Origin of the sequence: Variovorax sp. 160MFSha2.1 (assembly GCF_048305075.1) — a bacterium.
Lineage (GTDB): Bacteria > Pseudomonadota > Gammaproteobacteria > Burkholderiales > Burkholderiaceae_C > Variovorax > Variovorax guangxiensis.
In genome coordinates, this window is record NZ_CP157624.1 from 5506838 (window position 1) to 5521816 (window position 14979).

Annotated in this window: 16 protein-coding genes; 9 read left to right on the forward strand and 7 right to left on the reverse strand. The window is 69.3% G+C overall.

Annotated elements, in window-relative coordinates; genetic code table 11:
• The first annotated feature begins 49 nt into the window (after positions 1–49).
• On the forward strand, positions 50–679 hold the full coding sequence (locus tag ABL838_RS25190) for a helix-turn-helix transcriptional regulator (RefSeq protein ID WP_126024663.1): 630 nt from the start codon (positions 50–52) through the stop codon (positions 677–679).
• Between the two features lie 12 nt (positions 680–691).
• Here the strand turns inward: ABL838_RS25190 and ABL838_RS25195 are convergent, their stop codons facing one another.
• Both ABL838_RS25195 and ABL838_RS25200 read right to left on the reverse strand, forming a co-directional pair.
• Positions 692–1684: a Bug family tripartite tricarboxylate transporter substrate binding protein gene (locus tag ABL838_RS25195; protein WP_418122422.1), complete on the reverse strand. Its 993-nt coding sequence runs from the start codon at positions 1682–1684 to the stop codon at positions 692–694.
• Between the two features lie 17 nt (positions 1685–1701).
• Positions 1702–2892: a threonine synthase gene (locus ABL838_RS25200; protein ID WP_369662400.1), complete on the reverse strand. Its 1191-nt coding sequence runs from the start codon at positions 2890–2892 to the stop codon at positions 1702–1704.
• Positions 2893–3032: 140 nt separating this feature from the next.
• Between ABL838_RS25200 and ABL838_RS25205 the strand changes: the two genes are divergently transcribed.
• Positions 3033–3953: a LysR substrate-binding domain-containing protein gene (locus ABL838_RS25205; protein WP_126024661.1), complete on the forward strand. Its 921-nt coding sequence runs from the start codon at positions 3033–3035 to the stop codon at positions 3951–3953.
• A 7-nt stretch (positions 3954–3960) separates the two neighbouring features.
• Here ABL838_RS25205 and ABL838_RS25210 read toward each other — a convergent pair whose 3' ends face one another.
• The 3 genes from ABL838_RS25210 to ABL838_RS25220 all read right to left on the reverse strand — a co-directional run bounded on the left by ABL838_RS25210 (position 3961) and on the right by ABL838_RS25220 (position 9360).
• Entirely contained in the window at positions 3961–4683 is a 723-nt protein-coding gene (locus ABL838_RS25210; RefSeq protein ID WP_418122424.1) for a hypothetical protein, read from the reverse strand.
• An 82-nt stretch (positions 4684–4765) separates the two neighbouring features.
• Positions 4766–5773, reverse strand: coding sequence for a response regulator transcription factor (locus ABL838_RS25215; protein ID WP_126024792.1), 1008 nt, complete (start codon positions 5771–5773; stop codon positions 4766–4768).
• Between the two features lie 20 nt (positions 5774–5793).
• Positions 5794–9360, reverse strand: a complete 3567-nt coding sequence (locus ABL838_RS25220; protein ID WP_418122426.1) for an ATP-binding protein — start codon at positions 9358–9360, stop codon at positions 5794–5796.
• A gap of 104 nt (positions 9361–9464) precedes the next feature.
• On the opposite strand from ABL838_RS25220, the gene ABL838_RS25225 reads away from it, so the two are divergent.
• The 7 genes from ABL838_RS25225 to ureG all read left to right on the forward strand — a co-directional run bounded on the left by ABL838_RS25225 (position 9465) and on the right by ureG (position 14492).
• The gene (locus ABL838_RS25225) at positions 9465–9767 is read left to right on the forward strand and encodes an urease subunit gamma (RefSeq protein WP_042578881.1); all 303 of its coding nucleotides are present in this window, start codon (positions 9465–9467) and stop codon (positions 9765–9767) included.
• 38 nt (positions 9768–9805) lie between these two features.
• Positions 9806–10405: a HupE/UreJ family protein gene (locus ABL838_RS25230; RefSeq protein ID WP_418122428.1), complete on the forward strand. Its 600-nt coding sequence runs from the start codon at positions 9806–9808 to the stop codon at positions 10403–10405.
• A 10-nt stretch (positions 10406–10415) separates the two neighbouring features.
• Complete coding sequence (locus tag ABL838_RS25235; protein WP_126024658.1) at positions 10416–10721, forward strand: urease subunit beta; 306 nt, start codon at positions 10416–10418, stop codon at positions 10719–10721.
• Complete coding sequence (gene ureC, locus ABL838_RS25240; protein WP_418122430.1) at positions 10721–12439, forward strand: urease subunit alpha; 1719 nt, start codon at positions 10721–10723, stop codon at positions 12437–12439. The genes ABL838_RS25235 and ureC overlap by 1 nt, the downstream gene beginning before the upstream one ends.
• Before the next feature lie 92 nt (positions 12440–12531).
• Positions 12532–13149 carry an urease accessory protein UreE gene (gene ureE, locus ABL838_RS25245; protein ID WP_369660986.1) on the forward strand — a complete coding sequence of 206 codons (618 nt, stop codon included), beginning with the start codon at positions 12532–12534 and terminating at the stop codon, positions 13147–13149.
• The gene (locus ABL838_RS25250; protein WP_418122432.1) at positions 13112–13822 is read left to right on the forward strand and encodes an urease accessory protein UreF; all 711 of its coding nucleotides are present in this window, start codon (positions 13112–13114) and stop codon (positions 13820–13822) included. Before ureE ends, ABL838_RS25250 begins: the two co-directional genes overlap by 38 nt.
• A gap of 16 nt (positions 13823–13838) precedes the next feature.
• Entirely contained in the window at positions 13839–14492 is a 654-nt protein-coding gene (ureG, locus tag ABL838_RS25255; RefSeq protein WP_184642184.1) for an urease accessory protein UreG, read from the forward strand.
• Positions 14493–14535: 43 nt separating this feature from the next.
• Here the strand turns inward: ureG and ABL838_RS25260 are convergent, their stop codons facing one another.
• Both ABL838_RS25260 and ABL838_RS25265 read right to left on the reverse strand, forming a co-directional pair.
• A complete protein-coding gene (locus ABL838_RS25260) occupies positions 14536–14715 on the reverse strand; it encodes a DUF3606 domain-containing protein (protein ID WP_126024654.1) in 180 nt (59 codons plus the stop codon).
• A complete protein-coding gene (locus tag ABL838_RS25265) occupies positions 14705–14974 on the reverse strand; it encodes a hypothetical protein (RefSeq protein ID WP_418117695.1) in 270 nt (89 codons plus the stop codon). The genes ABL838_RS25260 and ABL838_RS25265 overlap by 11 nt, the downstream gene beginning before the upstream one ends.
• Positions 14975–14979 lie beyond the last annotated feature (5 nt).

Genomic DNA, 14979 nt, shown 5'->3' on the forward strand with positions numbered 1-14979 from the left:
TTTTTGTATAAATCAGATTGTTCGTCCAGAGCTGGATACATTCCCCGGTATGAAGAAGAAGCCGAACAAGCAGCTGCTCGACATGCTCAGCAACATCGCCGAGGGCCTGGGCCAGACCTTCGCGCCCTTCTGCGAGGTGGTGGTGCACGACCTGAGCAACCCCAGGAACGCGATCCACGCGATCGAGAACGGCCTGAGCGGCCGAGACGTCGGCGATTCGGTCACCGAACTGGGCCTCGCGCGCATCCGCGATCCGGAGTTCCCGGCGGTGATCGCGAACTACGCCAACACCTTTCCCGACGGGCGCAAGGTCAAGAGCACCTCCATCGGCATCAAGGACGAGAGTGGCGAGTACGTGGCCGCGCTGTGCCTGAACGTCGACCTGACGCTGTTCCAGAGCTTCCAGGGCGCGATCTCGCAGTTCACGCGCATCGACGACAGGGAAGTGCACGAGCACCTCGAAGCCGGCGGCGGCAGCCATTCGGACCGCATCCACGCGCGCATCGACGAGTTCGCCGCCGCGCGCGCGACCACGCCGCGCTCGCTGAAGCCGGCCGACCGCAAGCAACTGGTGCAGGAACTGAAGAAGGCCGGCATGCTCGAAGTCCGCCGCGGCGCCGAGATCGCGGCGGCGCACATGGGCGTGTCGCGCGCCACCGTCTACAGCGACGCGAAGTAGCCCTGCCGGGGCTTACTGCGGCTGCAGCCCGATCTCGTGCGCGGCCTTCTGCCAGCGCTCCGCCTCCGAGCGCAGGAAGGCGCGCAGCTCGGCCGGCGTCGACCCCTTCATCTGCACGCCGAGCACCGAAAGCCGCTCCTTCACCGACGGATGCTCCAGCGCGGCAATGGCCTCGCGGCGCAGCTTTTCGATCACGTCCAGCGGCGTGGTGGCCGGCGCCACCAGGGCCCACCACTGGTCGATCTCCAGGCCCCTGAGGCCGTTCTCGGCGAGCGCCGGCACGTTCTGCAGGCCGGGCAGGTTCACCCGCTGCGCGCTCGTCACCAGCAGCGGCCGGATGCGGTTGGCGCCCAGCAGGCTGGAGCCGCTGGCCAACGTCGCGAAATGCCCCACCACCGTGCCCGCCGCCACGTCGGTGAGCGCAGGCGCCGAACCGCGATACGGAACCATGTTGAACGGGATCTTCGTGCGGCTCGCGAGCAGCTCTCCCGCGAGGTGGCTCACCGTGCCCGCGCCGCTGTGCGCGATGGCAGGCGGCGAGCCCTTGGCGGCGGCAGCCGCAGCGGTCTTCAGGAAGGTCTTGAAGTCCTTGCTGTCGTCGCCCATGCCAGCGAAGAACACCAGCGCAGAGGTGCCGATCATGGTCACCGGCGTGAAGTCGCGCAGCAGGTCGTAGGGCAGCTTCGCCGTCACCGCCGGCGCGATGGCGTGCGGGAGCTCGACGATGGCAAGCGTGTAGCCGTCGGGCGCGGCCTTGGCCACCGCGTCGGTGCCGATCATGCCGGCGGCGCCGGGCCGGTTGTCCACGATCACCGGGCTGCCGATGGTCTGGCTCATGCGCTGCGCCATGGCGCGGGCAATGGCGTCGGTGCTGCCCCCGGCCGCCCACGGCACGACCAGCTTCACCGGCTTGTCGGGGTAGGCAGCCCACGCGGGGCTGACAAAAGAGGCGAGCAGGGCTGCAGAGCCGGAGGCCGCGAAGGCCCGGCGATTCATCGTCGGCATGTTGGATTCCTGGAAAGTTAAACCGGGCGGTCGGGCCAGCTCGGATCGCCGGTCGCGTTGGCCGTCAGCATCAGCACCACGTGCGCGTCCGCAGCGATGGAGTTGCTTTCTCGCAGTTGGCGCAGCGCGGCCAGGCCGCCGGCCGCGCACAGCTCGGCACTCACGCCGGCTGCGGTGAGCACGCGGCGTGCGGCTCGGGCTTCGTCGTCGTTCACCACCACGGCGCCGCCGCCGGTGGCGGTGGCCGCCTGCCACTGCAGGTAGGTGACGGTGGCACCCGCGGTGGAGAACTGCGCCGTGTGGCCCGGGTAGCTGCCGTTGATGGCGCCACCCGCGAACACGCGGGCCAGGCGCGGGAACGGCTCCACCAGCCAGAGCTTCGGCAGGCGCGCGATGCGCCCGGCTGCCAGCAGGTCGCGAAAGCCCGCGTAGATGCCCCACGCGAGGTCGCCGCGCGCGGTGGGGATCACGACGTGGTCGGGCAGGCCGCCCTCGTTCACGCACTCCAGCGCGATCGGCTTGTAGCCCTCGATCGCCAGCGGCGCGCTGCCCAGCGCGGGCAGGCGGTAGTTGGTGAGCGCGAAATAGCCGGGATGCTGCGAGCGCTCGCGCACGAAGGCCCAGCGGCCGGCGTTGTCGGAGAACACGTAGCGCCGCGCGCCCAGCGCGTCGAGCTGCCGCGCGTAGGTGGCCGGCATGCCCTCGTAGGTCGCGACCTCGCAGCCCAGGCCCGCGGCCCATGCGTAGTGCGCCGCCGAGACGGCCGCGTTGCCGGAAGAGGCCAGCACCAGCGTGTGGGCGTCGAAGTCGAGCGCCTGCGCCACGCCGACCGCGGTCATGCGGTCCTTGTGCGAGCCGGTGGGGTTGCACGACTCGTCCTTGATCGACAGGCGCGACACGCCGAACTGCTGCGCCAGCCCGGGCATGTCCTGCAGCGGCGTCTGCCCCTCGCCCAGCGCGAAGCTGGAGGTGTAGGGCATGGGCATCAGCTCGGCACTGTCGGGCAGGTAGCTGGCGCGCAACGCCACGTGGATGCCCTCGCGCCGGCACGCCGGGCAGCCGTCGTGCGCCAGCGTGACCGGGTAGAGCGCATCGCAGCGCAGGCACTGCAGGCCGCGCAGGTTCGGGTTGCGCACGGGCTTGGGCGTACGGTCGCGGACCAGCCCGGGGGGATGGCCCGGGGACGAAGGATGGCTCAGCGGATCCATCGGGGGAGCGGCGAACTTGAAATCCAGAACGGGCGATGTCGTCACGGGGGTCTGCGCTTGATGAAGTTGTGACTAAATCTTATGCAATCGGAAATAAAATTACGCAGCCTCAGATACTCAACCGATAACAGAACTTATCGATGCGATTCGGCGAAATCGAAACGTTCCGGGCACTCATGCGCAGCAGTTCCACGCGCAAGGCCGCCGCGCTGCTGCACGTGACGCAGCCCGCCATCAGCCAGTCGCTCAAGCGCCTGGAGACCCAGGCCGGCATGCTGCTGTTCCAGCGCATCGGCGGGCGGCTGGTGCCCACGCCCGAGGCGCGCGCGCTGTGGGTGGAGGTGGAGCGGGTCTTCATCGGCATGGACGCCATCGAGCACCGGGTGCGCAGCCTGCGCGACTTCGGCGTGAGCCAGCTCGAGCTCAGCTGCTTTCCGGCCTACGGCCTGGGCTTCATGCCGCGCGCCCTGGCGCGGCTGAAGGCGCACCGCGGCGCGAGCCCCTGGCCCCAGGTATCGCTGCAGGTGCTGAGCTCGAAGGACGTGCGCGACCGCGTGGCCATGGGCATCTCCGACTTCGGGCTGATGGCCGACGAGCTCTCGCTCGAAGGCATCGACCACTCCACCTTCTCGCGCTTTCCCGGCGTCGTGGTGATGCCGCCCAACCATGCGCTGGCCCGCTTCAAGACCATCAAGCCCGAGCAGCTCGCAGAGGCGCCGTTTCTCTCGCTCAATCCCGAAGACCCCTCGCACCAGCGGCTCGAGGCTGCGCTGGCGCCGCACGGCGTGGCGCTGCGCGTGCTGGTGCAGACGCCCTACGCGGCCAGCGTGTGCGAGATGGCGCTGCGCGGCCTGGGCGTGGGGCTGGTCAACCCGATCACCGCGCTCGACTACGCGGAGCGCGGGCTGGTGGTGCGCAAGTTCTCGGTCGACGTGTACTTCACCTGCCTGCTGGCGCTGCCGGCGGGCAAAGTGCTGTCGGCCACCGCGCGCGACTTCATTTCGCTCATGCGCCAGCAGCTGGCGGAAGACGAGAAGCGCATCCAGCGCCACCTGCGCTAGGGCCGGCTCACTTCCAGCTGAACTCGTGGTTCAGCCCGATCACGAAGCCGCGCACGCCCTGCGGTCCGGTGCGCGATGCGCTCACGTCCACGCTGATCAGCGGCGTGATGCTGAAGCGCCCGCCCACGCGCGATGTCCAGGCGTTCGAGGCGCGGTTGCGCTCGGCGATGAGCGACACCGTGTCGTTCAGAGCCCACTCCACGCCGACGCCGCCGCGCGGCGTGCGCGCCCCGGTTCCGGTCGCCCAGTCGGCGCCGACGTTCGCGTGGATCTGCAGGCTGTCCAGCGGCCGCCAGGTGACGGGAACGACGAACTGCCCGCCCGCGCGGCCACCGCGCTTGAAGTCGAACACCGCCCCCGCCGACACCGCCGCGCTGAAGGGCGCGTCGGCCGCCTGTCCGTAGAAATTCCACTTGAGCTGCGGCCCGCCGGTGACCGAATGGACGCCGCCCACCGAGGTTCGGTCGAGGTTCAGGCCCAGTTCCACAGGCCCGACGCGGCAGGCCGGCCCGAAGTGGAAGCCCGTGACGGGCTCGACGCCGGTGCGGCCCCACCAGGTCTCGTACTGGCACTGACCCGGGTCGAGCGTGCTGGCGTCGTCCACATCGAAATGCCCCGCCGCCTGTGCAACGGGAGCCGCGAGCAGCCCCGCTCCAAGGCAGGAGGCCGCGAGCATCCAGCCGCGCGATGGCGGTCGGGTCGTTGTTCTGCTGTGGCTGGTGTTCTTCATCGCTCGCGTCCCCGGGGCCTCGAACCATTCTAGGGACGCGGAAAGCAGGCGCCATGACACGGCACCACGCGGTGGGTACCCTTCAGATCTCGAACTGGGGCTGAAGCTCGCGGATGCGCTTGATGGCCACGCCCGCCGCCGCGGTGCGCGTCTCCACCCCCAGCTTCACGTACACCCGCTCCAGGTGCTTCTTTGCCGTGGCCGGGCTGCTGCCGAGGATCTCGCCGATGTCCTTGTTGGTCTTGCCCTTGACCACCCAGTACAGCACTTCGGCCTCGCGCGCCGTGAGCTTGAGGCTCAGGCTCATGGCCTCGATGACGGCGGTATCGGACACCTCGCGCATGATGATCATCCACTCGTCGCCGTCGTCGTCGCCGCCGGTCTGCTGGTGCAGCCGCAGCGTGAGGCTGCCGGCGCCCTGCACGATCGACAGCGCCGGCGGCTCGATGCCACGCTCGCGCGCATCGGGCGTGTGGCTGCGCAGCCATTCGAGCACCGCCGGCGGCGTCTCGGGCGCGCGGGTGTCGCAGTAGCGCAGCAGCAGATCGCGCGCGAGCGCCGTCTGCCAGATGAGCTTGCCTTCGGGCAGGCGCACCGTGATGCTGGCGTAGCCGAAGGCGTCGAGCGCGTTGCGCGCCTGGCCGGCCTGCCGCGCGTCCTGCCTCGCGCGGCGCGCGCCCTGCAGGTGCACGTTCATGCGCGCCAGCACTTCCTTCGGCTTGATGGGCTTGGTGACGTAGTCGACGCCGCCGGCCTCCAGCGCGGCCACCAGGTGCTCGGTCTCGGTGAGCCCCGTCATGAACACGATGGGAATGTGCGCCGTCGCCGCATCGGCCTTGAGCCGGCGCGCGACCTCGAAGCCGTCGATGCCCGGCATCATCGCGTCGAGCAGCACGATGTCGGGCTTGGCCTGCACGGCGCGCTGCAGCGCCTGCTCGCCGTTGGTGGCGATCAGCACGGTGTAGCCCGATTCGTCGAGCGCGTCGTGCAGCACCGCGAGGTTGTCGGGCACGTCGTCGACGATCAGCACGAGGTCGCTGTTGGCGCCCTGCTGTTCGCGCAGGGTCCTGGCGAGCGATGAGGTTTCCATGGCTGCGGATGGCTTCGTGGTCATGCTGCGCTTTCGACGGCCTCGGCCAGCGCGCGGCTCATGACTTCGAACTGGAACTGGCGGGCGAGCGTGCGCTGCGCTTCGGTCCATGCCGCGCACTCGGGCTGCGCGGCGTCGATGTCGTCGAGCTGGTTCATGATGCCCCGGAAGTAGCCCAGGCCGACGGCCTCCTCCAGCGCGCGCAGGCGGGCCAGCGAAGGCGCCAGCATCGCGCGCGGCTCGGCGATGGCGGCGGGCTTTGCGGCGGTCTCGGTCCAACGCAGCCCGAGCCGGCGTTCGAGCCAGTCGAGCAGCTCGGTGTGGCGCACGGGCTTGACGAAGAAATCTTCCGGCGCAATGCCCACGTCGTTGTCCAGCCCCTTGTCGAAGGCGTTGGCCGAGACGATGGCCACGGCAGCCTCGGTCAGGCCCAGCTTGCGCGCGCGGCGGATGGTCTCCCAGCCATCGATGCCGGGCATCGCCAGGTCGACGAACATCGCATCCGGCCGGTAGCCGGCGGCAACGAGGTCGAGCGCGTCGTGCCCGCTGGCCGCGCTGCGCAGCTCGAAACCCAGCGGCGCGAGCAGATGGCCGAGCAGGTCGCGGTCGGCTTCCTCGTTGTCGACCACCAGCAGGCGTCGGCGCGGCCCCTCGTAGCCGCGCCGCGCGCGCGGAACGGGTAGCGCGCGTCCCGCGCCGGCCGCCGCGTCATGCACGCGCGGCAGAAACAGCCGCACGCAGAAGAGCGACCCCACGCCCGGCGTGCTGCTCACCTTCATCTCGCCGCCCATCAGGTCGGTGAGCATCTTGGCGATGGTGAGCCCCAGCCCCGCCCCCGGCGCGGCTGCCGTGCCCGTGGCGTTGCCTCGCGCGAAGGGTTCGAAGATGCGCTCGATGTCCCCGGCCGGCATGCCCGGGCCCGTGTCCTCGATCTCGATGGAGGCGAACTCGCGCGCATAGGCCAGCCGCAGCGTGACCTGCCCCGCGGCCGTGAACTTGATCGCGTTGCCCAGCAGGTTGATGAGGATCTGGCACACGCGCTTCTCGTCGGCGCGCACCACCTCGGGCAGCTGCCCCGCTGCCTCGAAGCGGAACTGCAGGCCCTTCTCGGCCGCCTGCAGCTCGAACATGTCGGCCAGCTCGCGCAGCGTGTCGGCGAAGCGCATCGGCCGCGCGTGCAGCGTGAGCTTGCCGGCCTCGATGTGCGCGATGGCCAGCGTGCCCTCGATGAGCGAGAGCAGGTGCTCCCCGCCGCGCTTGATGACCGCCACCGCCTGTTGCCGGTGTGGCGGCACCGAGTGGTCTTCACCCATGAGCTGCGCGTAGCCCAGGATGCTGTTGAGCGGCGTGCGCAGCTCGTGGCTGATGGCGCTGATGTAGCGGCTCTTGGCCTGGTTGGCCTGGTCGGCGGCCTGCTTGGCCTGCTCTGCGATCTCGCGCGCCTCGTCGGCAGCCTGCTTTGCAGCCTGCAGCGCGCGGTCGGTCTCGCGATGCAGTTCGATCTCGCGCATCAGCAGGTGGGTCTGGCGGTTCGATTCCTCCTGCGCCACCTTGCGGCTCTGGTGCGCCAGCACCAGCCACCACGCGACGATGCCCGCGATGACCAGCAGCGCCATGTACGCCTTCAGGAAGCCCGAGCGCAGCGACAGCTTCTGCAGCCCCGCCAGCGCGGCCGTCACTTCCGATTCGGAAGCCAGCTCCAGCGCGCCCTCGGCGAGAGCGCGCAGCTCCTGCTGGTAGAGCACGCCGAACACCACCGCCAGCAGCGGCACGATCACCAGCATCAGCAGCAGGAAGTGCCCCAGCCCCGTGTCGAGGTAGCGCCAGCTGCGCCGCGGCAGCAGCCAGCGCAGCACCGCCGACCACTGCGACGACAGGCTCGCGTGCGGCTTGCACAGGTCGCCGCAGCGCGCGTCCAGCGTGCAGCACAGCGAGCAGATCGGGCCCTGGTAGGCGGGGCAGTGAGCCATGTCCGGCCCCTCGTACTCGCGCTCGCAGATCACGCAGTGCTGCACCTTCAGGCGCTGGTAGCTGCCCTCGTGCTCGACCCTGGCCCAGCGCACCACGCCGGCCCCGGAGGACGCCGCGCCGCGCGCCAGGTAGTACTTGCCGCCGGTCGCCCAGGCCAGCAGCGGCGAGGCCACCAGCGCAGTGCCCAGCGCGATCAGCGCCGAAAAAGCCTGCGCCAGCGGCCCGAACACGCCCAGGTGCGCGGTGATCGACAGCCCCGAGGCCAGCGCCATCGCACCCACGCCCACCGGGTTGATGTCCCACAGGTGCGCGCGCTTGAACTCGATGCCCGGCGGCGACAGGCCCAGCGGCTTGTTGATGACCAGGTCGGCCACCACCGCCATCATCCAGGCGATGGCGATGTTGGCGAACAGGCCCAGCACGTCGCCCAGCGCCTCGAACACGTTCATCTCCATCAGCATGAAGGCGATGAGCGCGTTGAACACCACCCACACCACCCGCCCCGGGTGGCTGTGCGCCACGCGCGAGAAGAAGTTGCTCCAGGCCAGTGAGCCCGCATAGGCGTTGGTCACGTTGATCTTGAGCTGCGAGATCACCACGAACAGCGCCGTGGCCGCCACCGCCCAACCGTAGTGCGGGAACACGTACTCGTAGGCCGCCAGGTACATCTGGTTGGGGTCGACCGCCCGGTCGGCCGGCACCATGTGCGTGAGCGCCAGGTAGGCCAGCAGCGCGCCGCCCAGCATCTTGAGCACGCCCAGCACCACCCAGCCCGGGCCGCCGGCCAGCACCCCGGCCCACCAGCGCCGCGCCGTGGCCGCCGTGCGCGCGGGCATGAAGCGCAGGTAGTCGGCCTGCTCGCCCATCTGGGTGATGAGCGCGATACCGACCGTGAGGGCTGCGCCAAACAGGTGCAGATCGAAGCCCTTCGTGCCCGAGCGCACGCCGTTGTAGTGCACGATGCCCGCGAACGCACCAGGATCGCGCACGAGCACATACGCGAAGGGCACCACCAGCATCAGCAGCCACAGCGGCTGGGTCCACAGCTGCAGCCGGCTGATGGCCGACACCCCGTGCGTGACCAGCGGAATCACCACCAGCGCGCACACCAGGTAGCCCCAGACCGGCGGAATGCCCAGCGCCAGTTCCAGCGCATAGGCCATCACGGCAGCCTCCAGCGCGAAGAAGATGAAGGTGAAGCTCGCGTAGATCAGCGAGGTGAGCGTGGAGCCGATGTAGCCGAAGCCGGCGCCGCGCGTGAGCAGGTCCATGTCCACGCCGTAGCGCGCCGCGTACATGCTGATCGGCACGCCCGCCAGGAAAATGATGAGCCCGGTCGCCAGGATCGCCCAGAAGGCATTGGCGAAGCCGTACTGCACCAGCAGCGTGGCGCCCACCGCCTCCAGGATCAGGAACGAGGCCGCCCCGAACGCCGTGTTGGCCACCCGCCATTCGGACCATTTGCGGAAGCGCTGCGGCGTGTAGCGCAGCGCGTAGTCCTCCAGCGTCTCGCTGGCCACCCAGCTGTTGTAGTCGCGCCGCACCTTGACGATGCGCTGCGGGGCATCGTCGGGGGTGGCGGTCGTGGCTTCAGGGTTCACACCGTTTCGGTGCATCTTCCGTGCCATCCATACGGCTTTTGGCGGACAAGGCACGACTGTTGCAAACAAGCCGGCTTGCCCATAATGGCCGCCTCCTCCCGCCACCCGATGCCGATCCCATGGAACTGACCCCGCGCGAAAAAGACAAGCTGCTGATCTTCACCGCGGCACTCCTGGCCGAACGCCGCAAGGCCCGCGGCCTCAAGCTCAACTACCCCGAGGCCGTCGCCCTGATCTCCGCCGCCGTCATGGAAGGCGCGCGCGACGGCAAGAGCGTCGCCGAACTCATGAGCGAGGGGCGCAGCGTGCTCACCCGCGCCGACGTGATGGACGGCATCGCCGAGATGATTCCCGACATCCAGGTCGAAGCGACCTTCCCCGACGGCACCAAGCTGGTCACCGTCCATCAGCCCATCGTCTGACATTCGAAGAACAAGAGAAAGAACAGAAGGACTTTTCCATGCGCCACAGCACCTCCAAGACCCTTGCCCTGATCGCCCTCCTGCTGCCCTTGGCCGCCAGCGCCCACACCGGCGTCGACGGCGGCATGCACCACGGCTTCGTCACCGGCTTCATGCACCCGCTGACCGGCGCCGACCACCTCGCGGCGATGGTCGCGGTCGGCCTGTGGAGCGCGCTGGCCGCGCGCCGTGCCTGGCCCGACCTGCTCTGGGCGCCGCTGGCCTTCGCCGGCATGCTGCTCGCGGGCGCGCTGGCGGGGCTGGCCGGCGTGCAGCTGCCGGCGGTCGAGCCGATGATCGCGGCCTCGCTGCTGGTGCTGGGCCTGCTGGTGGTCACGCGCGTGCGCCTGCCGGCCGTGGCGGCGATGGTGGTGGTGGGCGTGTTCGCTGTCTTCCACGGCGTGGCGCACGGCTACGAACTGGCGAGCGAGCAAGGCGCCGCCCTCACGCTGGCCGGCATGGCCTGCGCGACCGTGCTGCTGCACGCCATCGGCATCGCATTCGGCTGGGCGCTGCGCAATGCCAACGCATGGCTGCCGCGCGTGGCCGGCGCCGCGGTCGTCGGCCTGGGCGCAACGCTGCTGGCGCAGGCCATCTGAGGCGGCCGGCATGATCCCCGGAGAACTCTTCACCGACGAGGGCGAGCACACGCTCAACCCCGGCCGCCGCACCCTCACGCTGGTGGTGCAGAACACCGCCGACCGGCCGATCCAGGTCGGCTCGCACTATCACTTCGCCGAGACCAACGGCGCGCTCGGCTTCGACCGCGAGGCCGCGCGCGGCATGCGGCTGAACATCGCCTCCGGCGCCGCGGTGCGCTTCGAGCCGGGCCAGCAGCGCACGGTCGAGCTGGTCGACTTTTCGGGCGATCGCATCGTCTACGGCTTTCGCGGCCTGGTTCAAGGAAAGCTCTGATGGCGACCATTTCAAGGCGTGCCTACGCCGAAATCTTCGGCCCCACGGTGGGCGACCGCATCCGTCTCGCGGACACCGAGCTGGTCATCGAGGTCGAGGCCGACTACACGCTTCGCGCCGGCGGCTACGGCGAAGAGGTGAAGTTCGGCGGCGGCAAGACGATCCGCGACGGCATGGCGCAATCGCAGCGCACCCGGGCGCAGGGCGCGGTCGACACGGTGCTGACCAACGCGCTCATCCTCGACCACTGGGGCATCGTGAAGGCCGACATCGGCCTGAAGGACGGCCGCATCGCCGCCATCGGCAAGGCCGGCAACCCCGACGTGCAACCGGGCGTGGACATCGTCATCGGCCCGGGCACCGAGATCATCAGCTGCGAGGGCAACATCGTCACCGCCGGCGGCATCGACAGCCACATCCACTTCATCTGCCCGCAGCAGATCGAGGAGGCGCTCTCCTCCGGCGTGACCACCATGCTCGGCGGCGGCACCGGCCCAGCCACCGGCACCTTCGCCACCACCTCCACGCCCGGTCCCTGGCACATCGAGCGCATGCTGCAGGCGGCCGACGCCTTCCCGATGAACCTGGGCTTCCTGGGCAAGGGCAACGCCAGCCTGCCGCACGCGCTGCACGAGCAGATCGAGGCCGGCGTCATCGGCCTGAAGCTGCACGAAGACTGGGGCACCACGCCCGCGGCGATCAGCAACTGCATGGACGTGGCCGACGCCACCGACACGCAGGTGGCCATCCACAGCGACACGCTCAACGAATCGGGCTTCGTCGAGAACACCATCGCCGCCGTGGGCGGGCGCGGCATCTGTGCCTTCCACACCGAGGGCGCGGGCGGCGGCCATGCGCCCGACATCCTGCGCGTGGTGGGCGAGGAGAACTTCCTGCCGTCTTCGACCAACCCGACGATGCCCTACACCGTGAACACGCTCGACGAGCACGTCGACATGCTCATGGTGTGCCACCACCTCGACGCCGGCATCGCCGAGGACCTGGCCTTCGCCGAGTCGCGCATCCGCAAGGAGACCATCGCGGCCGAGGACGTGCTGCACGACCTGGGCGCGATCAGCATGTTCAGCTCCGACAGCCAGGCCATGGGCCGCGTCGGCGAGGTGGTCATCCGCACCTGGCAGACCGCGCACAAGATGAAGCTGCAGCGCGGCACCCTGCCCGAGGACAGCGCGCGCAACGACAACTTCCGCGCGAAGCGCTACGTCGCCAAGTACACGATCAACCCGGCACTCGCGCACGGCATCGCGCACGAGGTGGGCTCGCTCGAAATCGGCAAGTGGGCCGACATCGTGATCTGGAAGCCGGCCTTCTTCGGTGTGAAGCCCTTCACCATCATCAAGGGCGGCAGCATCGCGCTGGCGGCCATGGGCGACCCCAACGCATCGATCCCCACGCCGCAGCCGGTGCACTACCGCCAGATGTTCGGCGCCTATGGCGGCTCGCTGGCGAAGAGTTCGCTGACCTTCGTCTCGCAGGCCGGCCTGGCCGCTGGCATCGGCGAGCGCTACGGCCTGAAGAAGCAGTTGAGCGCGGTGAAGAACATCCGCAACGTGCGCAAGAAGGACCTGGTCCACAACGGCTACACGCCGAAGATGGAGATCGACGCGCAGACCTACGCGGTGCGCGCCGACGGCAACCTGCTGACCTGCGAGCCGGGGAAGCTGCTGCCGATGGCGCAGCGGTATTTCCTGTTCTGAAGCCCTGGGGAACGCGGCTGCTTGACAGGCTGCGTATCCTCGAAGGTATTCATCCAGCCAGCGGGCGCCCTCCGGAGCGCTCCATTTGCACCATGCTCACCGCCAACAAACTCATGCCCCAGGGCCGCGGCCTCGCGCCCGTGCTGCTCAAGCGTGCCGCCACCATCGAACTCGACTGGGACATCCGCCAGAAGAGCCGCTTCGACGCCACCGACTCGCAGGGCCGCCAGATCGGCGTGTTCCTGCCGCGCGGCACGCTCGTGCGTGGCGGCGACGTGCTGGTGGCCGAGGACGGCTCGCTGGTGCGCGTGATCGCGGCGCCGCAGCCGGTGCTTCGCATCACGCACTGCACCGCCCACGGCACGCCCTTCGACCTGACGCGCGCGGCCTACCACCTGGGCAACCGGCACGTGCCCATCGAGCTGAAGCCCGACCACCTGAAGATCGAGCCCGACCACGTGCTGGCCGACATGCTGCGCTCCATGCACCTGATCGTCGTGGCGGTGGAAGAAGCCTTCGAGCCCGAGGGCGGCGCGTATGGGTCGCATGAGCATTCGCATGGCCATGGCCACAGCCACGACCACGGGCATTCGCACGATCACGGTCACCCGCATGCCCACGGCAGCGGCCCGAAGCCGCTGGTGCTCGCGCCGGAGCTGCTGGACGACCACGATGGCCACGGCCACGGGCATCACGGTCACTCCCACTGACGACGTGTCCGCCCAAAGCCTCCTGCAGCTGATCTGGCTCGCCTCGCCCGCGCTGCCGGTCGGCGGCTTCTCGTACTCCGAGGGCGTCGAAGCCGCCGTCGAATGGGCCGGCATCGATTCGGAGCCGTGCGCGGCCGAGTGGATCTCCGACCAGCTGCACCTGAGCTTCGCGCGCGGCGACCTCGCCGTCTGCGCGCAGGCCATCGCGGCCTGGAGCGCCGGCGACATGCCGCGCATCCGTGCGCTCAACGACTGGGTGATGGCCACCCGCGAGTCGGCCGAGTTCCTGCTGCAGACAGAGCAGATGGGCCGCTCCTTCGTCGAATGGCTGAAGCTGCACCACGCCGATACGGCGGAAGTCTTTGCCGAGCTGGGTGCGAGCTACCCCGTCGCATTCGCCTTCGCCGCCAGCCGCGCGGGCGCCACGGTGCACGACGGCTGCCTGGCCTTCGCCTTCGGCTGGGCCGAGAACATGGTCGCCGCCGCGGTCAAGGCCGTGCCGCTGGGCCAGAGCGCGGGCCAGCGCATCCTGGGCCGGCTGGCGCAGGAGATTCCCGATGCCGTGACCCGCGCAATGGCCTTAGGCGACAACGAGCGCCAGGCCTTCGCGCCCCTGCTGGCGGTGCTGTCGGCTCGCCACGAAACACAATATTCCCGCCTCTTCCGAAGCTGAACCGAGCACCATCCTCATGACCTCCGCCCTGCACCACATTCCCAACCGCACCAAGAGACTTCCGCCCCTGCGCGTGGGCATCGGCGGCCCGGTCGGCTCCGGCAAGACCACCCTGCTCGAGATGCTCTGCAAGGCGATGCGCGACAAGTACGACCTGATCGCGATCACCAACGACATCTACACCAAGGAAGACCAGCGCCTGCTGACGGTGGCCGGCGCGCTGCCGGCCGAGCGCATCATGGGCGTGGAGACGGGCGGCTGCCCGCACACGGCGATCCGCGAAGACGCCTCGATCAACCTCGAGGCCATCGACCGCATGCTGGAAGACTTTCCGGACGCCGACGTGGTGTTCGTCGAATCGGGCGGCGACAACCTCGCGGCCACCTTCAGCCCCGAGCTGTCGGACCTCACCATCTACGTGATCGACGTGGCGGCCGGCGAGAAGATCCCGCGCAAGGGCGGCCCCGGCATTACCAAGAGCGACCTCTTCGTGATCAACAAGACCGACCTCGCGCCCTACGTGGGCGCCAATCTCGACGTGATGGAGCAGGACACGCAGCGCATGCGCCGCCAGCGGCCCTACGTGATGACGAACCTCAAGACGCTCTCGGGCGTGGCCGACGTGGTCGCGTTCATCGAGCAGAAGGGCATGCTGGCCGCAGCGGCCTGAGGTCCAAGGGCCCGAGGCATGGCGCCCGCCGCCTCGGCAGCGGTCAGGGCAGCCCGAGATAGATCCGCAGGTCGTCCCTGTGCGTGCCGGCCGATGCCACGGCGGTGCGCAGCCTGGCCTCGCTCACGCCGAACCAGCGGGTCCAGTAGTCAACCTCCTTCAGGTCGGTGACGTCGATGCGTTCGTCGTCTTGCGGAATGCGGATCTCGCTGTCATCGGGCATCGTCGTCTCCTGGGCAATGAGTGAAATGTCTGGGGTTGAACGAAAGAAAGAAGGAAGCAGAAGCCGCAGTCTCTTTGCCGCGCACCGCGCGCCAACCGGACAGTTCCGACACGGCGTGCAGGACAACGCCTCTGCCTCGCACCACCCGTACCGCAATGTGCAAAGGGATCGCCGCCGACATGGGCTTGGCCTCCCGGCTGGCGCGGCGCGCATGCATTTTCAAACGCTCCATGATGGAATGAGTGTCCGCATGTTTCATGGAGA